Below are 20602 nucleotides of genomic sequence, written 5' to 3' on the forward strand. Positions count from 1 at the left end.
AGTGCCCCGGGCCGGACCTAGCCGCGGCCCGTGCGTGCCGAGCCCTCCTCCGGAGGCAGGTGCTCTCCGGGCGGCTGCGCCGCCTGCGCCGTGGAGATCCGCGGCAGCGCGTACGGATGGTGGTCGCACAGCCAGGTGATCAGCTGTTCACGGACCGCGCACCGCACCGTCCAGACGTCGTCCGCGTCCTTCGCCGTGACCACCGCGCGCACCACCATCGTGTTCGGCGAGGTGTCCGTGACGGCCAGCGACCAGTCCCGGCCGTCCCAGGCCGGACATTCGAGCAGGACGGCATGGAGCTTCTCGCGCATCTCGGGCACCGGAGCGGAGTGGTCCAGATGGAAGAAGACCGTGCCGGTCATCTCCACACCGCCGCGTGACCAGTTCTCGAACGGCTTGCTGGTGAAGTACGAGACCGGCATGGTGATCCGGCGCTCGTCCCAGGTCCGTACGGTGAGAAAGGTGAGCGTGATCTCCTCGACCGTGCCCCACTCGCCGTCCACCACCACCGTGTCGCCGATCCGCACCATGTCGCCGAACGCGATCTGCAGCCCGGCGAAGAGATTGCCCAGCGTCGACTGGGCGGCGATGCCCGCGACGATGCCGAGGACACCGGCCGACGCGAGCAGCGAAGCGCCGATCGCACGCATCGCGGGGAAGGTCAGCAGCATCGCGGCGACCGCCACCACGCCGACCACCGCGATGACGACGCGCTGGATGAGCGCCACCTGCGTCCGCACCCGGCGCACCCGCGCCGGATCGCGGGTCGTCGCCGCATAGCGGGCGTACGAGGACTCGACGACGGCCGTCGCGATCCGTACGACCAGCCAGGCCGATGCCCCGACGAGCACCAGGGTCAGCAGCTGTCCGATGCCCGTCTTGTGGTCCTCGAGGACCCCGATCTCCGCCTGCCGGAACGTGGCTCTCAGCAGAGCCGTGCACAGCACGACTTCGAGCGGGAGGCGGCATCGGCGCAGCAGCCCCCACAGTGGTGTCTCGGTGTGCCGGGAGTCGGCCCGGCGCAGCATGACGTCGACCAGCCACCCCACCAACAGCGTGAGTACGACCGAGCCGCCGATGACGATCAACGGGCGCAGCACGTTCTCCATGCCCCCGACCGTAGCTGGCACGATGGCCGCATGAACATCATGCTTTTCCATTCGAGCTACGGTCTGCGCCCCGCAGTGGAGTCCGCGGCCGAGCGCCTGCGGGCCGCCGGGCACGAGGTGTGGACGCCCGACCTCTACGAAGGCCGGGTCTTCGACGCCATCGAGGACGGCAGGGCGTACAAGGCCGAAGTCGGCGTGGACGAGCTGCTGAAGCGCGCCATCCAGGCGTCCGCGCCCCACTCCGAGCGCGGCCTGGTGTACGCCGGGTTCTCCTTGGGCGCGGCCGTCGCGCAAACCCTCGCGTTCGGCGACGAGAAGGCCCGTGGGCTGCTGCTTCTGCACGGCACTTCCGACATCGCCGAGGGCGCGACGGTCGACGAGCTGCCGGTACAGCTGCATGTCGCCGATCCCGACGCGTCCGAGCCGCACGACTGGCTGACGGCCTGGTATCTGCAAATGGGCAAGGCCGGGGCGGACGTCGAGGTCCACCGCTACCCGGGGGCCGGGCACCTCTACACCGACCCGGATCTGGCGGACTACGACGATCAGGCCGCGGAGCAGACCTGGCGGGCGGCGCTGGCGTTCCTGGAAACGCTGTAGCTGTAGCGGTTACGAACGGGTGCAGCGGCCGACAGGGTTGTTCGCCGGTGGGTGGCACTGGAGGCTGTAGTCCGCGGAACTGGTGCTCAGATAGCGGCCGATGCAGGTGTTGGGCGAGGTCCGGCCGTGCTGCGCACAGAAGTTGAGCACGGCGCGGCCGTCGGCGAAGGGGCCCGGAGCGTAGATCACCCAGAAGCCGGGCCGCAGGGAGGCGTAGTCGTCGGTGCGCAGGAGGACCGCCTGAGGGATGGACTGGCGGATCTTGTCGAGGCGTTGTTCCCGTACGCCTGTGCCCGAGTCGACGGGCTCGGAGAAGAGCTGCGCGATCCACCGGCCGGATGTGGGTGGCGGCTCGCTCGGTGTGGGCGTGGGTGTGGGCGTCGGGCTCGGAGGCGTCGAGGACGCGCCCGGAGGGGACGTCGTACTGCCGGACGGGCCCGCGGTTCCGCCGGCGTTGTCCTCGCCGGAGCCGCGCAGCGCGAGCACAACCGCGGTGGCGGCGATGACCGCGACGGCCACGGAGATCACGGCGATGAGCACGGGCGTCCGGCTCCGCCGCTGCTGGGGCGGCTGCGGCTCGGTGTGCCCACCCGAATGAGGCCCGCCGGGGCCGCCGGGGCCGTGCCCCGCCGCCGGCCTGCGGGCCTGCGTCGGGGCCTCGGAGCCGCCGGGACCCGAGGCGAGTCCGCCGCCCGGTCCCGTCGTCATCGTCGGCTGTTCCCAGTACGGCGTCGCGCCCGACTCCACCTGGGCCAGCATCGAATCCAGCCGCTCCGCATCGGGTCGCGACGCCGCGTCCCGTACCAACAGGGCCCGAAGCACCGGAGCGAGTGGACCCGAGCGCACCGGCGGCGGCACCGGGTCGTCGAGGACGGCCGCCAGCGTGGCGAACGTCGTCGAGCGGCGCAGCGGGCTGATGCCCTCCACGCACACGTAGAGGACGAGTCCCAGCGACCAGAAGTCGGAGGCCGGGTCGTCGTCCCGGCCGCGAACCCGCTCCGGGGCCATGTACTCCGGCGAGCCGACCAGTTCACCGGTGGCGGTCAGCGACGTCGTGCCCTGGAGCGCCGCGATGCCGAAGTCGGTGAGCACCGCACTGCCGTCCGCCCGCAGCAGCACGTTCGCGGGCTTGACGTCCCGGTGCTGGATGCCCGCCGCGTGCGCTGCACGCAGCGCGGAGAGCACCTGCCGGCCGATGCGCGCCGCCTCGACCGGAGCCAGCGGACCACGGTCCAGCCGGTCTTTGAGCGAAACCCCGGTAATCAGCTCCATCACGATCCACGGATGCGGTTCCGCGTCTACGTCCACGATCTGATGGATCATCACCACGTGCGGATGGCTGAGCCGCGCGAGCGCCCGCGCCTCGCGCAGCACACGCTCGCGCACGGCGTTCGACGCCTCCGCGTCGGGCCTGACCGCCTTGAGCGCGACTTCGCGATGGAGCACGGTGTCGCGAGCCCGCCACACCGTGCCCATGCCTCCGCTGCCGAGCCGCTCGATCAGCTCGAACCGCCCGTCGATCACATCCCCCGGCCTTTGCATGGCGCCAGGCTAGAGGACGGGGCCGGAACTCAGCGCACCGGCTGAGTCACCCGCTCGACCTTCTGCGTGCCGTTCAGCGTCCGGTACGAACGGGCCCACTTGGTGGTCGCGTCCTGCTTCGTCTTGTCGGACAGGACGTAGTAGTCCATCTGCGAACGCTCGGCGGTGACGTCCAGGACGCCGTAGCCGTGGCTGTCCATGTCCAGCCACTTCACATGGCGGTTGGCCGCCTTGACGGCCGCCTGGGCGACCAGCGAGACCGTGCCGGGCGCGACATGGAGGATGTCGTCCAGGTTGTCGGAGGTCACCGAGGTGACCACGAACTCGGTCGCCGCCGATGCCGACAGCGGATACGTCGCCGCCTTGACGGGCACGTCGTTGGCCCATGCCATGTGGATGTCGCCGGTGAGGAAGACCGTGTTCTTGATGCCGCGGTCCGTCAGGTGCTTCAGCAGCTCCTTGCGGTCGTCGGTGTAGCCGTCCCACTGGTCGACGTTGATCGCCAGACCCTCCGTGGGCAGCCCCAGCAGCTCCGCGATGGGCCCCAGCAGATGCGCCGGCAGAGAGCCGAAGGCGACCGGCGAGATCATCACCGAGGTGCCGACCAGCTTCCAGGACGCGTCGGACGCGGCGAGACCCGCCTTCAGCCAGTCCAGTTGCGCGCGGCCGGTGATCGTACGGTCCGGGTCGTCCACGCTGCCGTTGCCGACCGTCGTCTGCTGCGAGCGGAAGGACCGCAGGTCCAGCAGGTGCAGATCGGCGAGTTTGCCGAAGCGCAGCCGGCGGTAGACGGTGCCCTCGGTGGACGCGCGTACGGGCATCCACTCGAAGTACGCCTGCTTCGCGGCCCTGGCGCGGGCCGCGTAGTCGCCCTCGGTGGCCGGCGTGTGGTTCTCGGCGCCGCCGGACCAGGCGTCGTTGGCGATCTCGTGGTCGTCCCAGATCGCGACCAGCGGGTGCGCCGCGTGCAGCGCCTGGAGGTCGGCGTCCGTCTTGTACGTGGCGTGCCGGACGCGGTAGTCGGCGAGGCTGAGGATCTCGTTCTTCGGCGAGTGCTGCCGTACGACGTACTCCTCGGCCGGGTAGCCGCCGGTGCCGTACTCGTAGATGTAGTCGCCGAGGTGGAGGATCGCGTCCAGGTCGGCGCGGGCGGCCAGGTGGCGGTACGCGGAGAAGTAGCCGGACTCCCAGTTGGCGCAGGAGACCACGCCGAAGCGGACACCTGGCGTGGCGGCGTCGGCGGCGGGGGCGGTTCGGGTGCGGCCCACCGGCGAGGTGCTCACGCCGGCGGTGAAGCGGAAGTAATAGGCGGTCGCCGAGCGCAGGCCCCTTACATCCGCCTTGATGGTGTGGTCGGAGGCCGCCTTGGAGGTGGTGGTGCCCTTGGCGACGACGCGGGTGAAGTCCTTGTCCTCCGCGACCTCCCAACTCACGGCGGTGTCGGCGCCGTTGCCGGAGCCGGGAACGGCTTCGGGCGTGGGAGTGACACGCGTCCACAGCAGCACGCCGTCCGGCAGCGGGTCGCCGGAGGCTATGCCGTGCAGGAAGGCGGGGGCCGCCGCGGCAGAGGCCGCGGTGGCGGAGGTGGCGGCCGCGATGACGGGCGCCGCGACGACAGCGGTGGCGGCAGCGGCCTTGACGACCGTGCGGCGGCTGGGAGTTGAGGGGAGTCGACTGGTCACGGCGGAGGAGACTACTGGCCGGTAGGCGAATGGGCGAGCGTTCGGACGAAAGTTCGCCCGCGCATCGGAAACGGTCAACCAAGCCGTTCCCCGGCGGTCGGCGACACGTCACGGACAAACGACAACAACCCGCCCGATAAGGGCGGGTTGTTGTCAGGCGGTACGGAGGCGGCGGGTCAGCCCTTCAGCGCCTTGTCGATCGCGACGGTGTACTGCTCCACCGTCATCGGCGGGTTGTCCGTGCCGTCGGCCGTGAGCTTCTTGCCGTCCATCTTCAGCGTCGGCGTGCCGCCGACCCCGCTCTTGTCGAAGGCCGCCGACATCTTCATCGCCCAGGCGTCGAAGGTGCCGTCCTCCACGTTCTTCTTGAACTCGGCATTGCTCTTGAGCGCCGGGATCGTGTCGGCGACCTCGAGCAGGTACGAGTCCTTGGCGAACTTGTCGTCGCTCTCCTCGGGGTGCCACTTCGCCGAGTACAGCGCGGCCTTGTACTCCGAGAAGGCCTCCGGGCTGACATTGAGCGCCGCACCCAGCGCGCTCAGCGCGTTCTTCGAGCCCTCGCCCGAGTCCGCGTTGTCGATGAACGTGGCGCCGACGTACTTCAGCTTGTACTTGCCGGCGTCGACGTCCTTCTTGACCGTCGTGCCGACCGCCTGCTCGAAGTTCGCGCAGACCGGGCAGCGGGAGTCCTCGTACAGCTCCAGCGTCTTCTTCGCGGTCGCCTTGCCGATGACGACGGTCGTGCCGTTCTCGCCCTCGGTGTTCTTCGGGGCGGTGACGTTCTTCTCGTCCTTCGCCGACTCCCAGTGGCCCGGCTTGTTGGCCTGCATGACGGCGTATCCCACGCCGCCCGCGATCGCGAGGACCAGGACCGTCGAACCGATGACGATCAGCTGCCGGCGCGCCTTGTCCTTCTTGGCCTGGCGCTCGCGCTCCTGGCGCAGCCGCTCGCGGGCCGCCGCCTTGTTGGCCTTGCTGTTACGTGCACTCATGCTCATTCACTCCGTGTGAAGCCGTATCCAGAGGACACGGGAAATACCGGGAAGTACCGAAATACGGAAAGGGGGCCCTGCGGGCTCAGGCGAAGACTGCGGCCGAGCGCGGCGGTCCCCGCCGTCCGACGGAGTGGACCAGCAGGCGGGCGCGGGAGGCGGCGTGGCGGGGCGGCACCGGACGGGCCGTACGCCGGGCGGTGCGCCATGCGGTTCCCGCCGCGGCGACCGCGATCATCAGCGGCCGGAACGCGAAGGCGCCGATCGCGCGCACCAGACCCGACAGCGCGGACTCGCCGCGCCGCAGCCAGGCCGCGGCGAGCAGCCCGACCGTGACATGGGCGGCGAGCAGCAGCCAGGGCATCGCGGGATCGGTGGAGTGCAGCAGAGCGGACGCGCCGTTCTCGGCGGCTGCCACGCCCGGCAGCTGGGAACCGACGCTACCGCCGCACAGCACGTCGAAGCCGACCGAGCGCAGCGAGCCTGCGACCGGCCCGCCGCCCGGTCCGTAGCAGACGTCCTGGCCGGTGGTGAAGACGGTGTCCGCGGCCAGCTCCAGCGGGACCAGCAGGCTCGCGATCCGCCAGTAGCCGCGCTCCCGGCCCGACAGCGCGAACGCGACGGCGAAGACGACCGCCGACGCGGCGGCGACCGTGGTCAGCGGGAGCGGCACCTGTGAGAGCAGCACATGGGAGGCCGCGGACAGCGTCACGACCAGTGCCGTGAAGATCGCTGCCCGCAGCGCCCTGAGCTGCATTCCCGATACGTCCATCACCGGGGAGTGTCCCATGTCTGCCTGAGAGGGTCCTAAACGAATCCGGCCGTCTACAGACCCGGGATCCGACCGTTGCGGAACAGGTCCACAAAGATCTGGTGATCGGCCCGCGCCCGCGCGCCATAGCTGTGCGCGAATCCCACCAGCAGCTCGGCGAAGCCGTCCTCGTCCGCCGCGATCGCCGCGTCGATGGCCCGTTCCGTGGAGAACGGCACCAGCGAGTGGCCGCTCTGGTCGTCCGCGGCTCCGTGCATCGTGGCCGTCGCCCGGCCGAGGTCCGCGACGACCGCCGCGATCTCCTCCGGGTCGTCGATGTCCGACCAGTCCAGGTCCACCGCGTACGGCGACACCTCGGCGACCAGCTGTCCCGTGCCGTCCAGCTCGGTCCAGCCCAGCCACGGGTCGGCGTGGTCCTGGAGCGCGCGCTGCGAGATCACCGTGCGGTGGCCCTCGTGCTGGAAGTACTCCCGGACCGTGGCGTCGGTGATGTGCCGGGAGACCGCCGGGGTCTGCGCCTGCTTCATATAGATGATCACGTCGTTCTCGAGCGCGTCGCTGTTGCCCTCCAGCAGGATGTTGTACGAGGGCAGGCCCGCGGATCCGATGCCGATGCCGCGCCGGCCGACCACATCCTTGACGCGGTACGAGTCGGGCCGGGTCAGGCTGGACTCGGGCAGCGTCTCCAGGTAGCCGTCGAAGGCCGCGAGCACCTTGTAGCGGGTGGCGGCGTCGAGCTCGATCGAGCCGCCGCCGGAGGCGAAGCGGCGCTCGAAGTCACGGATCTCGGTCATCGAGTCGAGCAGCTCGAAGCGGGTCAGCGAGCGGGCGTCGCGCAGCGCGTCCAGCAGCGGGCCCTCGGCGGTGTCCAGCGTGAACGGCGGCACCTCGTCGTTCTTCGCGCCGGTGGCCAGCGCGTGGATGCGCTCGCGGTAGGCGGCGGAGTAGGTCCGCACCAGCTGGCTGATCTGCTGGTCGCTGAGGGCCTTGGTGTAGCCGATCAGCGCGAGCGAGGCGGCCAGTCGCTTCAGGTCCCAGGTGAAGGGGCCGACGTACGCCTCGTCGAAGTCGTTGACGTTGAAGATCAGGCGGCCTTCGGCGTTCATGTACGTGCCGAAGTTCTCGGCGTGCAGGTCGCCGTGGATCCACACCCGGCCGGTCCGCTCGTCCAGGAACCCGCCGCCGTGCTGCTCCCGCTCCAGGTCGTTGTAGAACAGGGCGGCGCTGCCCCGGTAGAAGGCGAACGCCGAGGCGGCCATCTTCCGGAACTTGACCCGGAACGCCGCCGGGTCGGCGGCCAGAAGTTCGCCGAAGGCGGTGCCGAAGACGGTGAGGATCTCCTCGCCGCGCTCTTCAGCCGTGACCTCGCCGGGGTGCGGTACCGACATCGCTGCGTGCCTCCTGGTGCATGACAAATTGGGACAGGGCGCTTCCATCGTCCAACGCATGAAGGTACTCGGGAGTGCCCCGCGGTTGTCAGTGGGGAGTCGTAGACTTCCACGCTGTCCACCCAGACTGCCCGTTGCCCGTCATCCGCCCACCCGTCTCCCGACCACCGCCCCTCATCGAGGCGCAAATGCGCCGCAGTCCTTCTGGAGGCCTTCGCCGTGACAAAGCCGCCGTTCACGCACCTGCACGTCCACACCCAGTACTCGCTGCTGGACGGTGCCGCGCGGCTCAAGGACATGTTCAACGCGTGCAACGAGATGGGCATGTCGCACATCGCGATGACCGATCACGGCAACCTCCACGGGGCGTACGACTTCTTCCACTCGGCCCAGAAGGCGGGCGTCACACCGATCATCGGGATCGAGGCGTACATCGCCCCCGAGTCCCGGCGCAACAAGCGCAAGATCCAGTGGGGCCAGCCGCACCAGAAGCGCGACGACATCTCCGGTTCCGGCGGTTACACCCACGCGACGATGTGGGCGGCGAACAAGACGGGCCTGCACAACCTCTTCAAGCTCTCCTCGGACGCCTATGCGGAGGGCTGGCTGCAGAAGTGGCCCCGGATGGACAAGGAGTCGATCTCCAAGTGGTCCGAGGGGCTCATCGCCTCCACCGGCTGCCCCTCCGGCGAGTTGCAGACCCGGTTGCGCCTCGGCCAGTTCGACGAGGCGGTGAAGGCGGCCTCGGAGTACCAGGACATCTTCGGCAAGGACCGGTACTTCCTGGAGCTGATGGACCACGGCATCGACATCGAGCACAAGGTCCGCGAGGACCTGCTGCGGGTCGGCAAGAAGCTGGGCATCCCGCCGCTGGTGACGAACGACTCGCACTACACGTACGCGCACGAGGCGACCGCGCACGACGCGCTCATGTGCATCCAGACCGGCAAGAACCTCTCCGACACGAACCGACTGAAGTTCGACGGCACCGGCTACTACCTGAAGTCCACGGACGAGATGTACGCCATCGACTCCTCGGACGCCTGGCAGGAGGGCTGCGCCAACACGCTCCTGGTCGCCGAGCAGATCGACACCACCGGCATGTTCGAGGCGAAGAACCTCATGCCGAAGTTCGACATCCCGGCGGGCTTCACCGAGATCACCTGGTTCCAGGAGGAGGTCCGGGTCGGCATGAACCGCCGCTACCCGGGCGGTGTCCCCGACGACCGGCAGAAGCAGGCCGAGTACGAGATGGACATCATCATCCAGATGGGGTTCCCGGGGTACTTCCTGGTCGTCGCCGACTTCATCATGTGGGCCAAGAACAACGGCATCGCGGTGGGCCCCGGCCGTGGTTCCGCGGCCGGTTCGATCGTGGCGTACGCGATGGGCATCACCGACCTCGACCCGATCGAGCACGGTCTGATCTTCGAGCGGTTCCTCAACCCCGAGCGCGTCTCCATGCCCGATGTCGACATCGACTTCGACGAGCGCAGGCGCGTCGAGGTGATCCGGTACGTCACCGAGAAGTACGGCGCCGACAAGGTCGCCATGATCGGCACGTACGGAAAGATCAAGGCCAAGAACGCGATCAAGGACTCCGCGCGCGTCCTCGGCTATCCGTACGCCATGGGCGACCGCCTCACCAAGGCGATGCCTGCCGACGTCCTCGGCAAGGGCATCGACCTCAGCGGCATCACCGACCCGAAGCACCCGCGCTACAGCGAGGCGGGCGAGATCCGGGGGATGTACGAGAACGAGCCGGACGTGAAGAAGGTCATCGACACCGCCAAGGGCGTCGAGGGCCTGGTCCGGCAGATGGGTGTGCACGCGGCCGGCGTGATCATGTCCAGCGAGCCGATCGTCGACCACGCCCCGATCTGGGTGCGGCACACCGACGGCGTCACGATCACGCAGTGGGACTACCCGCAGTGCGAATCGCTCGGCCTGCTGAAGATGGACTTCCTGGGCCTGCGCAACCTGACGATCATGGACGACGCCATCAAGATGGTGAAGGCCAACAAGAGCGTCGACCTGGAGATGCTCGCCCTCCCGCTGGACGACCCCAAGACCTTCGAACTGCTCTGCCGCGGTGACACGCTCGGTGTGTTCCAGTTCGACGGCGGCCCGATGCGCTCACTGCTGCGTCAGATGCAGCCCGACAACTTCGAGGACATTTCCGCCGTTTCGGCCCTCTATCGGCCGGGCCCGATGGGCATGAACTCGCACACCAACTACGCGGAGCGGAAGAACGGCCGCCAGGAGATCACTCCGATCCACCCGGAGCTGGAGGAGCCGCTCAAGGAAGTCCTCGGCCTCACCTACGGCCTGATCGTCTATCAGGAGCAGGTGCAGAAGGCCGCCCAGATCGTCGCGGGCTATTCGCTCGGCGAGGCCGACATCCTCCGACGGGTGATGGGCAAGAAGAAGCCCGAGGAGCTGGCGAAGAACTTCGGCATCTTCCAGGCCGGCGCCCGCAAGAACGGCTTCAGCGACGCGGCGATCCAGGCGCTGTGGGACGTGCTGGTCCCCTTCGCCGGATACGCGTTCAACAAGGCGCACTCCTCGGCGTACGGCCTGGTCACCTACTGGACCGCGTATCTCAAGGCGAACTATCCGGCCGAGTACATGGCGGCGCTGCTCACCTCGGTCAAGGACGACAAGGACAAGTCCGCGGTCTATCTGAACGAGTGCCGCCGCATGGGCATCAAGGTCCTGCCGCCCAATGTGAACGAGTCGCAGTCGAACTTCGCCGCGCAGGGCGACGACGTGATTCTCTTCGGCCTCTCCGCCGTCCGCAATGTCGGTACGAACGTCGTCGACTCGATCATCCGCTGCCGCAAGTCGAAGGGGAAGTACTCCACTTTCCCGGACTTCCTCGACAAGGTCGAGGCCGTCGTCTGCAACAAGAGGACCGTCGAATCCCTCATCAAGGCCGGCGCCTTCGACGAAATGGGCCACACCCGCAAGGGCCTCGTCGCGCACCACGAGCCGATGATCGACAATGTGGTCGCGGTCAAGCGCAAAGAGGCGGAGGGGCAGTTCGACCTCTTCGGCGGCATGGGCGACGGCGATGCCGGTGACGAGCCGGGATTCGGTCTCGATGTCGAATTCTCCGACGTCGAATGGGACAAGTCCTATCTGCTCGCGCAGGAGCGCGAGATGCTCGGCCTCTATGTCTCGGACCATCCGCTGTTCGGCATCGAGCATGTGCTGAGTGACAAGAGCGACGCCGCGATCGCCCAGCTCACCGGCGGAGAGCACGCGGACGGCGCGGTCGTCACCATCGGCGGCATCATCTCCGGCCTCCAGCGCAAGATGACCAAGCAGGGCAATGCCTGGGCCATCGCCACCGTCGAGGACCTCGCGGGCTCCATCGAGTGCATGTTCTTCCCGGCCACCTACCAGCTGGTCTCCACCCAGCTCGTCGAGGACACCGTGGTCTTCGTCAAGGGCCGCCTCGACAAGCGCGAGGACGTGCCGCGGCTGGTCGCCATGGAGCTGATGGTCCCCGACATCTCGAACGCCGGGACGAACGCGCCGGTGATCGTCACGATCCCGACGGTGAAGGTCACGCCGCCGATGATCAGCAGGCTCGGCGAGATCCTCAGCCATCACAAGGGCAACACCGAGGTGCGGATCAAGCTCCAGGGCCCGCGCAAGACCACGGTGCTCCGGCTCGACCGGCATCGCGTCCAGCCGGACCCGGCGCTGTTCGGCGATCTGAAGGTGCTGCTCGGCCCGTCCTGTCTGGCCGGCTGACAGCTTCCTGGCGAGGCATACGGAGAGAGGCATACGGAAGGGGCGCGCCCGTCGTCACGGGCGCGCCCCTTCCGTTCACTGTGGTGCGATGGCGCGAACAGTCGCGGACAGTCGCGATCAGTTGTGGCCGAAGCGCTTCTGGTGCTTACGGGCAACATCTGCCGGGCTGCCCTGGGCCTGCGACTGGGGCTGGGCCTGGGACTCGTAGGCAGTGGTCTTGGCCTGCTCGCTGCCGCGCTCGGCTGCGGACGCCCGGTCCTGCTGCCCGCCCTGCTTGCGATTCTTGTTCTTGGCCATGGGATGCCTCCGTTGGGGATCTAGGGGCCAGGGCCGCGACCAGACTCACATATGGGAGGATACGCCGCATTTTGGATCATTGCGGTGGGTAAGGGGCCCTCGTTGGGACATGCGTGAGGGATCCGCCACGCCGATGATCGAGTTCCGGCCGTTAACCCTCCCGCAGTCGGGCAGACTCGAAGGAAACCCGGAACAATCCCCGGTCCGGAACCTTTTTCCGGTCCGGTCCCTTCTCCGATCCCGAAGTTCCCGAAAGAGGGTGGAACGCGTGGACCGCTGCGTTGTCCTGGTGGACGCCGGATATCTACTGGGCGCCGCCGCGAGCCTGCTCGCCGGGGAACCGGCGCGTTCCCGGATCACCGTCGACCACGCCGCCCTCATCCAGGGCCTGCGCGAACTCGCCGAGGCCGACACGGAGCGCCCGCTGCTGCGTATCTACTGGTTCGACGGAGCTCCCGACCGCGTGCCGCAGCCCGAGCACCGGCGGCTTCGCGTCATGCCGCGTGTGACGGTCCGGCTGGGCGCACTGACCCGCAGCGACGGCCGCTGGGCGCAGAAGGGCGTCGATGCGGCCATGCACGCCGAGCTCACCGAACTGGCCAGAAATCGCGCCTGCTCCGACGTCGTCCTCGTGACCGGCGACGGGGATCTGCTGCCCGGCCTGATGTCCGCCAAGGAACACGGAGTCGCCGTCCACCTCTGGGCGGTGCAGGCCGCCGACGGCGACTACAACCAGTCCGAGGACCTGGTCGCCGAGGCCGACGAGCGGCGAGTGCTCGACCGGGCCTGGATCACCACCGCCGTACGCGCCAAGGAGCTCACCGGAGTCTGCGCACCGCCGCCCGTGCCCCGGCCCGAGATCGCGGCGATCCTCTCCGCGCCGCTGCCCGAGTCCGCGCTCGCCGCCTCACAGGAGCGCGCGGCCGACGCCGTACGGAACGGATCGGGGCCCGCGCCCTCCGAGAACGGCTCCGAACCGGCGGCGGCCCCCGCCACGTCCAAAGGTGTGCCCACGCCCAAGGACCTCGCGAGCCTGCGCGCCCCCGGCCAGCACGCCGCGGTCCCGCCCACCAGTGCCACGCTGCGCTGGTCCTCCGACAAGGGCTGGGTCGAACGGCCCGGCGGCACGGTCGGCGAGCCGCCCGAGACCGCGTCGCTGCCGACGCTGGCCCAGCTCACCAGCGCCGAGCAGCGCTGGGCCGACCGCGAGGAGGACATCACGACCGTCGGCGGTGACCCGTTCGAGGTCGGCCAGGTGTTCGCCCGCCGCTGGATGGAACGGCTGCCGGAGACGGGCCATGTGCAGAAGCTGTCCACCATGTATCCGCGCATCCCGCACCGCATCGACGGCGAACTGCTGCGGTACGCAGCACGTTTCGGTCTGCTGGCGCACAAGGACGACCAGATCGACGAGCACGACCGGTACGCGATCCGGGCCGGATTCTGGCGCGAGATCGACGTACGGGCGGCGGCGGAACACGCCCCGGCAGGGGAGTAGGCCGGGCGACCCCGTAGTCTCGTACCTCGTGAGTACGGTGTGCGTGGTGCGGGAGCTGGTCAAGACGTACCCCGCCGCGCGCGCCCGAAGGGGCACTCCCGCGACGCCGGAGGTGCGCGCCACCGACGGGATCAGCCTGGATGTACTCGGCGGCGAGATCTTCGGACTGCTCGGCCCCAACGGCGCCGGCAAGTCCACGCTCGTACGGCAGCTCACCGGTCTGATGCGGCCGGACTCCGGCAGCGTTCAGGTGCTCGGACACGATCTCGTGCGCCACCCGGAGCGGGCCTCCCGGCTCATCGGCTACCTCGGGCAGGAATCCACCGCCCTCGACGAACTGACGGTCGCGCTCGCCGCCGAGACCACGGGCCGGCTGCGCGGACTGTCCGCGCGCGACGCCCGGGCCGAGCGGGACGGCGTACTGGAAGAGCTCGGCCTGACCTCCCTCGCCGGACGTTCCCTGAAGAAGCTCTCCGGCGGACAGCGGCGGCTCGCCTGCTTCGCCGCGACGCTGGTCGGCGCGCGGCCGCTGCTGGTCCTGGACGAGCCGACCACCGGCATGGACCCCGTCGCGCGGCGCGCGGTGTGGGCCGCGGTGGACCGGCGCCGGGCCGAGCACGGAGCGACCGTCGTGCTCGTCACGCACAACGTCATCGAGGCCGAGACCGTACTCGACCGGGTCGCCGTCCTGGAACGGGGCAAGGTCATCGCCTGCGACACCCCGGCCGGACTCAAGGAACAGGTCGCCGGAGAAGTACGGGTCGAGCTGGTGTGGCGCGACCGGGCGCCGCTCGACGTGCCCGAGGTCGCCGCGCTGCGCGGATCCGCGCAGGAATCCGGACGCCGCTGGGTGCTCAGGCTCGCGCCGGACGAGGCGCGGGCGGCGGTCGCCGCGGTGACCGGGGGCGCGGCGTTCGCCGCACTCGACGACTTCACGCTGGCCACGCCCAGCCTGGAGGACGTGTACCTGGCGCTCGGCGGGAACGCGACGAAGGGGCTGGTCAAGGCGTGAGCATCGTTCCCGCGGAGGCGGTGTCCGGGAAAACCAGCCAGGTGAGAGTGGAGAGCGGGGTCGCGGCGATCGTCGCCGCGCCGCTCGCGCCGCGTGCGCGGCTGCTGCCCGCGCTCGGCGCCGTCTACCGCGCGCAGCTGTCACGCGCGCGGGTTGCCCGGATCCCGCTGCTCTTCGTGGCGACCTTCCAGTCCATCGGGATCATGGTCCTGATGCGTGGCGTCGTCGACGGCGGCGACGAGGCGCGGGCCGTGGTCGCCGGGTCGAGCGTGCTCGTGGTCGCGTTTGTCGCACTCAACCTTCTCGCTCAGTACTTCGGACAGCTGCGGGCGGGCGGCGGGCTCGACCACTACGCCACGCTGCCGGTGCCGCCGGCCGCGGTCGTGCTCGGCGCGGCCGGTGCGTACGCCTCCTTCACCGTGCCCGGCACGGTCGTCACCGCGATCGCCGGCAGCGTGCTGTTCCAGCTGCCGCTGACGCATCTGTGGGTGCTCGCCGCGGTGATCCCGCTCTCCGGAGCCGCGCTCGCCGGACTCGGCGCGGCTCTCGGACTGCTCGCGCCGCGCCAGGAACTCGCCACGCTGCTCGGGCAGTTGGGCATGTCGGCTGCGCTGCTGCTGGGCGTGCTGCCGGCCGACCGGCTGCCGGGGCCGATCTCGTACGCACGTGACTTGCTGCCGTCGACGTACGGCGTCGAGGCCCTCGCCAAGACCTTCGACGCGCGTCCGGACTGGGCGGTCGTCGGACTGGACCTCGCAGTCTGCGCGGCGGTCGGTGTCGTTTCGCTGACGGTCGCGACATGGGCGTACCGGCGTGCGGCGGTCCGGTGAGGCGCTGCTCAGGCACGCCTGGCACCATGGCGGGGTGACAGCACCTCTGACACCGCGACCTCAACCGCCGACCGGCCCCGGCGCCGGTCACGGCCCCGCGCCCATGTACGCCATGCAGGCGGATGACGAGATGAACCCTGACCCGGACTTGAAGACAGACCTGCGGGACGGGGCCATTGTGCTGGTGGCCGTGGCGGTCGCGGGCGTCGCGCTGGGGTTGCTGTGGCTGTGGCTGGCGCCGCGGGTGCCGCTGATCTCCAGCGACAAGGCGGTGTTCCTCAAGGACACGGAGAGCGAGGAGGCGGTGGGCGCGGACGGCACGTTCGCGCTGCTGGCCCTCGGGTTCGGCGCGGTCAGCGCGGCAGCGGTCTTCTGGCTGCGCCGCCGCGGCGGCATCGCGCTGGTCGTGGCCCTGGCGCTGGGCGGCCTGCTGGGCTCGCTGCTGGCATGGGGCATCGGCGTCTGGTTCGGCCCGACGGGCGACGTGGTGGCGCACGCGAGGGCGGTCGGCGAGGGCGTCACGTTCGACGCACCGCTGGAGCTGAACGCGCATGGCGCGTTGCTGGCGTGGTCGGTGGCGGCGATGGTGGTCCATCTCGGCCTGACGGCGCTGTTCGGCCCGAGGGACCCGGAACCGGAATGGCCCCCGTTCGGCCCGCCACCGCCGCCACCGCCACCGCACTAGCCCGGGATACCTGAGCAGTTTCGCGCCCCGGCCGCCCCGAGTGCCGTCCCCGTCGGTACGGGCGGCACTGAGGCGGCGCGAGTGTTCCGGCGGTTGAGGACCGGTTACGCCGGGCGGCGGCCGTGATTGGCTTTGCGGGTGCGCCACTTGCGCTTGCGGGTGCGTTTGGACATGGGGTCGCCTTCCCCTCGGAGTGAGTACCGCGTTCTACGGTCGTAGCCGAGGACCGGCAGAGCGTCGAGACCCTAAACCCGCCCGATCCGCGCCAGCACCGCCGATGTCAGCGTCGCCAGGTCCGACGGCGCGAGTTCGACCTCCAAGCCCCGGCGGCCCGCCGAGACGCAGATCGTCTCGTGGGACGTCGCCGACTCGTCCAGCACCGTGCGCAGGCGTTTGCGCTGGCCCAGAGGTGAGATGCCGCCGCGGACGTAACCCGTCGTCCGTTCCGCGGCCGCCGGGTCCGCCATCGTCGCCCGCTTGCCGCCGACCGCGGACGCGAGTGCCTTGAGGTCCAGCTGGCCCGCCACCGGGACCACCGCGACCGTCAGTTCGCCGTCGACGTCCGCGACGAGCGTCTTGAAGACCCGGTCGGGCGAGACGCCGAGCGCTTGGGCTGCCTCCTCGCCGTACGAGGGCGAGGCGGGGTCGTGGTCGTACGCGTGCACGGTGAAGGCCGTGCCCGCCGCGGTCAGCGCGACCGTCGCGGGTGTGCCGCCGGAGGGACGTGACTTCGCCTTCTTGGCCACGGGAGGGAGCTCCTTCGGGGTCCTTCAGGTTTCTGCGGGTTCCTCAGTTGGGACTCGTCGGCGCCCGGGTCAGATCGACCGCGGGCAGCGACGGAAGATGCCGGATCACCGCGGTCTCCGCGCGCAGCAGCTTCAGTTCCTCGCGCAGCCTCGCCGCCGTGTCCGGCGCCTGCAGCAGCCGTTGCTTCGCCGGAGTGTCCAGTACCGCCGCCGCCGCGACCAGATACGACACCACCGACGGGTCGTCCGGCAGATCCGCGCCCGTGGACAGCGACCGCTCCCGTGCCCCCGCCAGCCGCTTCTGGTAGCTGCGGAAGGCCCGCAGCACACCTTCGGCCAGCGCGCCCGCGCTGTCGCCGGTCTCCTCCGGGATCTCCTCGAGCTCGGCCGTCAGGAACGGACCGCTCGCGTCGACCGAGAGCAGCTTCACCCGCGTCGTACCGGTCGCGAGCACCTCGAAGCTGCCGTCGGCGCGCTCCCGGATCGTCGCCGCGTCCGCGATGCAGCCCACCGGATGAAACGCCTTGAGGGGATCGTCGCCGAAGCCCGCGGACGGACCGCGCTCCGGCAGCGCCGTCGGGTCCGGCATCCCGGGTGCGGTCGTCGCGACCTCGAGGCCGTCGCGGATGGCGACCACGGCGAAGCGGCGCGGCTCGGACTCGTCGGTCTTCAACAGCTCGCGCATCATGGCGCGATACCGCTCCTCGAACACGTTCAAGGGCAGCACGAGGCCCGGGAACAGTACCGAGTTCAGCGGGAAAAGGGGGAGACGAGCGGTGGTCACAACGGTCAAGCCTAATGGTCCGCGGAGCCGCTTCGTCCGGCCCTTGTCCGCGCTCCCGTGCGCACCCTCGTCCGCAGCGGCGTCCCGGACGCGAGCTGGAGCCGTACGCCGTCCCGCGCGTCGAGGAACTGACCGAGCGGATCGTCCGAGAAGTAGCCCCATGGGAAGGATGTGGCGTATGGGCCGATAAGTCGGAACTGCTCCAGTGCCGCCTCCCACCGCCCCCGCCCCACCAGCACGTACGCCGTCAGATTCCGCACCTCGGCCGGCCAGGGATCACCGGCCGCGTAGTCCGCGGAGAGCGTGATCGCCAGATCGGCCGCTGCGTCGATCCGGTCGTCCTGTACGGAGTTGGTGTCCCCGCTCAGCACTTGGGCGAAGGCCGCCCGCACCGGCAGCGCCTGCACCAGCGAGCCCGGCAGCGCGTCCGCCGCCGCCTGCTCGGCGAAGTCGAAGCACTCGCGGTGCGAGCCGTACCACTGCGCGGACAGATACTGCAGCGCCGCGACATGGCAGCCGTAGTGGTGCGAGGAGCGGCGCACCGCCTGCTCCCACAGCGACTCGAAGTGCGTGTGCGTGGCGTGCGTGCCGCGGGCGTGGTCCAGCGAGATCCGCCACGGCACGGGATCCTTCGGATCGCCCTCCGCCGCCGCGTCGATCAGCGGACCGACCTCGCGCAGCCGTTCGGCGCGGGCCGGCGACTCCCAGGCCTTGCGGACCGCCAGCTCCGCCTTGACCACCAGCGCGTCGGGGTCGCGGGGCGCGGCCGCCAGCCAGGAGGTGAGCCACTCGTCGCGGTTGTGTGCGAAGGCGGCGAGCCGCATGACGTACCGGTCGCGGTTCTCCCACTCGGCCGACTCGCGCGTGGTCGCCAGCAGCTTGGCGGCCGGTTCGTACTCGCCGAGCGCGGCCGCGACCAGCGCAGGGCTGAGCCGCTCGTCGGGGGCGTCGAGCAGTACTGCCTGGTCCGGGGGCAGTCCGTCGGCGAGCCGCGGCGTATGGCGGATCATCCGCGCGGTACGGATCATGGCTTGCAGCAATGACATGGTGCGGACCATTGAAAGCTGCAGGTGGGGGCTGCGCCAGAGGGCTGCTGTGAAGCTTTGGTAGGGGCAGAATGGTTGTCCTGGCAAAAGCCAAGAGAGCGTAAAGAAAGTGGCCCGGCCCCGGCGTGACGGGCGGGACTCGCATGGTTGTCGCACCCCGGCGCGCGCCCGGGTTGCGTGTCCGCTCCCTGACGCTCCGGCCCGACGCTCCCGGCCCGCTTCCCGACGCCCCCGCCCGCTCAGCCGCGCCGCAGCAGCCTCGAAGCGCCCGCCGCCACCGTCGTCGCCAGGATCCAGCCGAGCAGCACCAGCGACGCCGATGCCCACTGCCAGTGGCCGTCGAGCCGCCAGTAGCCGTCCTGGCCGAGGTTGATCACCGGCACCAGCAGGTCCAGCGCGTACAGCGCGGCGTTCCACTGCGGATGCTCGTCCTGCTTGATCGGCGCCGGGCTCACCTGCGTGAAGGCCACCGTGCCCATCGCCCACAGCACCGCCATCCACAGCGCCGCCCGCCCGGGCCGGTAGCCGTACGCCACCGTCCAGTCCTGCAGATAGCCCCAGAGCTTCGCGGCCAGCGGCAGCGTCTCGCGGCGGCGGCGCTGCTTGGCGAGCAGCACCTCGCGGGCGTCCGCGTCCTCTCCGCTGTTGCGCAGCACGGTCGCGAGTCGCTCGTACGGCTCCGGGGAGTACTCCGGGGTCGCCGAGGCCACCCATTCGAGCCGGCGGCCCAGCGGGAACTCCTCGTACGGCACGAGGTTCTCGTACACGAAGCCGCCCATCGCGAGGCCGCCCGGACCGGGCCAGCTCGCCGCCAGGTCGATCAGCGTCACCACCTTCGCGCCGTTCAGCACGACCCGGCCCTCCTCGGGCCGCTCCGCGTTGAACCGCAGCTCCGGTGTGGCGATCCGGCGCAGCGAGAGCTCCTCGCGCGAGTTCAGCACGAAGCGCGCCCGGTGCAGATCGACCGCGTCGCCGAACCGGCCGTCGTCGAGGCGCACACCGCCGTGGCACTCGAAGGGCTGAAGCCGGGTGCCGCGCGTCGCCGCGCCGTTGCGGCCGATGCCGAACGGCGGCGTCGAGCCCTGATTTCCGGTGGACTCGCTGACCCAAGCGCCGGTCATGTAGAGCGTCCGCTCCACGCTGAGCTGCGGCGCGTTGAGCGCCCGCCGCTCGGCCGCGGCCCGCAGCCGGCTGCCGCGCAGACTGAGCGAGACCCCGACCTTCGCGCCGCGCAGGCTGAACTCGCCGTAGGTCTCGATCAGTTCGGCCTGTAAGTCCTGGGCGACCGACATGCCGTCCGCGGTGATCGCACGGCCCCGCCGGTCCGGCCGTACATGGATCTGGTTGATCAGCAGATCCGTGCCGATCTGCGCGTCCGTGAGCCGGATGCCGTGCTCGACGCGGCAGCGCGGCAGATGCAGATCACCTTCGGTGCGCAGCCGGGCCGCCTCGATCCGCGGGATCGCGCAGCCGACCATGCGCACCGTGGTGAAGTGCGCCTCGGGCATCAGGATTTCGCTCTCGAACCGGCAGCCGTTCAGCTCGACATAGGGCGCGACGCTGCCGCCCGCGAGCTTGAGCGTGCCGGTGATCTGGACCCCGCGCAGCTTGAGCGCGGCGACCCGGCCGGGCCGCGCGGACGGGCCGCTGAGCAGCAGCCGGGCGACGATGGACGCGCGGACGCTGCGCTCGGGGCCCCAGGGACGCGGTGAGAACGGATCGTTCAGCAGCGGATTGGGATCGCTCAGGTCGTACGTGCTGCCGTTCCTGAAGGCGTTCCACATGCGCTCCTCGGTCGGGCTCAGCCCGTCCGGAGGCCCGTCGTCCAGCGGCTCGGTCACTGCCGCCCCTCCGCAT

17 protein-coding genes are annotated in these 20602 nt (G+C 70.1%); 6 read left to right on the top strand and 11 right to left on the bottom strand.

What is annotated here, in order from left to right; genetic code table 11:
- Positions 1-17 precede the first annotated feature (17 nt).
- Complete coding sequence (locus tag ACH4YL_RS29955; protein ID WP_398510576.1) at positions 18-1109, bottom strand: mechanosensitive ion channel family protein; 1092 nt, start codon at positions 1107-1109, stop codon at positions 18-20.
- 30 nt (positions 1110-1139) lie between these two features.
- On the opposite strand from ACH4YL_RS29955, the gene ACH4YL_RS29960 reads away from it, so the two are divergent.
- The gene (locus ACH4YL_RS29960) at positions 1140-1709 is read left to right on the top strand and encodes a dienelactone hydrolase family protein (protein WP_398510577.1); all 570 of its coding nucleotides are present in this window, start codon (positions 1140-1142) and stop codon (positions 1707-1709) included.
- A gap of 9 nt (positions 1710-1718) precedes the next feature.
- Here ACH4YL_RS29960 and ACH4YL_RS29965 read toward each other — a convergent pair whose 3' ends face one another.
- The 5 genes from ACH4YL_RS29965 to ACH4YL_RS29985 all read right to left on the bottom strand — a co-directional run bounded on the left by ACH4YL_RS29965 (position 1719) and on the right by ACH4YL_RS29985 (position 8085).
- Complete coding sequence (locus ACH4YL_RS29965; RefSeq protein ID WP_398510578.1) at positions 1719-3251, bottom strand: serine/threonine-protein kinase; 1533 nt, start codon at positions 3249-3251, stop codon at positions 1719-1721.
- A gap of 29 nt (positions 3252-3280) precedes the next feature.
- Complete coding sequence (locus tag ACH4YL_RS29970) at positions 3281-4933, bottom strand: alkaline phosphatase D family protein (RefSeq protein WP_398510579.1); 1653 nt, start codon at positions 4931-4933, stop codon at positions 3281-3283.
- Positions 4934-5109: 176 nt separating this feature from the next.
- Positions 5110-5925, bottom strand: a complete 816-nt coding sequence (locus ACH4YL_RS29975) for a DsbA family protein (RefSeq protein ID WP_398510580.1) — start codon at positions 5923-5925, stop codon at positions 5110-5112.
- A gap of 85 nt (positions 5926-6010) precedes the next feature.
- Positions 6011-6697, bottom strand: a complete 687-nt coding sequence (locus ACH4YL_RS29980; RefSeq protein WP_398510581.1) for a hypothetical protein — start codon at positions 6695-6697, stop codon at positions 6011-6013.
- A gap of 53 nt (positions 6698-6750) precedes the next feature.
- Positions 6751-8085 (bottom strand): DUF2252 domain-containing protein, encoded by a 1335-nt coding sequence (locus ACH4YL_RS29985; protein ID WP_398510582.1) that lies wholly within the window; start codon positions 8083-8085, stop codon positions 6751-6753.
- Positions 8086-8304: 219 nt separating this feature from the next.
- Here ACH4YL_RS29985 and dnaE point away from each other — a divergent pair, with 219 nt between their 5' ends.
- Positions 8305-11847 carry a DNA polymerase III subunit alpha gene (gene dnaE, locus ACH4YL_RS29990; RefSeq protein ID WP_398510583.1) on the top strand — a complete coding sequence of 1181 codons (3543 nt, stop codon included), beginning with the start codon at positions 8305-8307 and terminating at the stop codon, positions 11845-11847.
- A 117-nt stretch (positions 11848-11964) separates the two neighbouring features.
- On the opposite strand, the gene ACH4YL_RS29995 is transcribed toward dnaE, so the two are convergent.
- Positions 11965-12144 (bottom strand): hypothetical protein, encoded by a 180-nt coding sequence (locus ACH4YL_RS29995; RefSeq protein WP_398510584.1) that lies wholly within the window; start codon positions 12142-12144, stop codon positions 11965-11967.
- Positions 12145-12403: 259 nt separating this feature from the next.
- Between ACH4YL_RS29995 and ACH4YL_RS30000 the strand changes: the two genes are divergently transcribed.
- From ACH4YL_RS30000 to ACH4YL_RS30015, 4 genes are read left to right on the top strand one after another with little or no spacing between them, the layout of a single operon-like run.
- Complete coding sequence (locus tag ACH4YL_RS30000) at positions 12404-13642, top strand: NYN domain-containing protein (protein ID WP_398510585.1); 1239 nt, start codon at positions 12404-12406, stop codon at positions 13640-13642.
- Positions 13643-13679: 37 nt separating this feature from the next.
- Positions 13680-14654 carry an ABC transporter ATP-binding protein gene (locus ACH4YL_RS30005; protein ID WP_398510656.1) on the top strand — a complete coding sequence of 325 codons (975 nt, stop codon included), beginning with the start codon at positions 13680-13682 and terminating at the stop codon, positions 14652-14654.
- Complete coding sequence (locus ACH4YL_RS30010) at positions 14651-15484, top strand: ABC transporter permease (protein WP_398510586.1); 834 nt, start codon at positions 14651-14653, stop codon at positions 15482-15484. Before ACH4YL_RS30005 ends, ACH4YL_RS30010 begins: the two co-directional genes overlap by 4 nt.
- A 34-nt stretch (positions 15485-15518) precedes the next feature.
- Positions 15519-16169: an ABC transporter permease gene (locus ACH4YL_RS30015; RefSeq protein ID WP_398510587.1), complete on the top strand. Its 651-nt coding sequence runs from the start codon at positions 15519-15521 to the stop codon at positions 16167-16169.
- 245 nt (positions 16170-16414) lie between these two features.
- On the opposite strand, the gene ybaK is transcribed toward ACH4YL_RS30015, so the two are convergent.
- The 4 genes from ybaK to ACH4YL_RS30035 all read right to left on the bottom strand — a co-directional run bounded on the left by ybaK (position 16415) and on the right by ACH4YL_RS30035 (position 20586).
- Positions 16415-16915 (bottom strand): Cys-tRNA(Pro) deacylase, encoded by a 501-nt coding sequence (gene ybaK, locus ACH4YL_RS30020; RefSeq protein ID WP_398510588.1) that lies wholly within the window; start codon positions 16913-16915, stop codon positions 16415-16417.
- A 43-nt stretch (positions 16916-16958) separates the two neighbouring features.
- On the bottom strand, positions 16959-17699 hold the full coding sequence (locus ACH4YL_RS30025) for an LON peptidase substrate-binding domain-containing protein (RefSeq protein WP_398510589.1): 741 nt from the start codon (positions 17697-17699) through the stop codon (positions 16959-16961).
- Between the two features lie 11 nt (positions 17700-17710).
- Positions 17711-18757: a hypothetical protein gene (locus ACH4YL_RS30030; protein WP_398510590.1), complete on the bottom strand. Its 1047-nt coding sequence runs from the start codon at positions 18755-18757 to the stop codon at positions 17711-17713.
- A 227-nt stretch (positions 18758-18984) separates the two neighbouring features.
- Positions 18985-20586 carry an oxidoreductase gene (locus ACH4YL_RS30035; RefSeq protein WP_398510591.1) on the bottom strand — a complete coding sequence of 534 codons (1602 nt, stop codon included), beginning with the start codon at positions 20584-20586 and terminating at the stop codon, positions 18985-18987.
- Positions 20587-20602 lie beyond the last annotated feature (16 nt).

The organism is Streptomyces sp. NPDC020681 (assembly GCF_044334895.1).
Lineage (GTDB): Bacteria > Actinomycetota > Actinomycetes > Streptomycetales > Streptomycetaceae > Streptomyces.

Excerpts from the sequence above, each read along its gene's own strand:
- ACH4YL_RS29975 (WP_398510580.1), bottom strand. The coding sequence starts at position 5,925 with ATGAGTGCACGTAACAGCAAGGCCAACAAGGCGGCGGCCCGCGAGCGG.
- ACH4YL_RS29960 (WP_398510577.1), top strand. The coding sequence starts at position 1,140 with ATGAACATCATGCTTTTCCATTCGAGCTACGGTCTGCGCCCCGCAGTG.
- ACH4YL_RS29985 (WP_398510582.1), bottom strand. The coding sequence starts at position 8,085 with ATGTCGGTACCGCACCCCGGCGAGGTCACGGCTGAAGAGCGCGGCGAG.
- ACH4YL_RS29980 (WP_398510581.1), bottom strand. The coding sequence starts at position 6,697 with ATGGACGTATCGGGAATGCAGCTCAGGGCGCTGCGGGCAGCGATCTTC.
- ACH4YL_RS30030 (WP_398510590.1), bottom strand. The coding sequence starts at position 18,757 with ATGGTCCGCACCATGTCATTGCTGCAAGCCATGATCCGTACCGCGCGG.
- ACH4YL_RS29995 (WP_398510584.1), bottom strand. The coding sequence starts at position 12,144 with ATGGCCAAGAACAAGAATCGCAAGCAGGGCGGGCAGCAGGACCGGGCG.
- ACH4YL_RS29965 (WP_398510578.1), bottom strand. The coding sequence starts at position 3,251 with ATGCAAAGGCCGGGGGATGTGATCGACGGGCGGTTCGAGCTGATCGAG.
- ACH4YL_RS29955 (WP_398510576.1), bottom strand. The coding sequence starts at position 1,109 with ATGGAGAACGTGCTGCGCCCGTTGATCGTCATCGGCGGCTCGGTCGTA.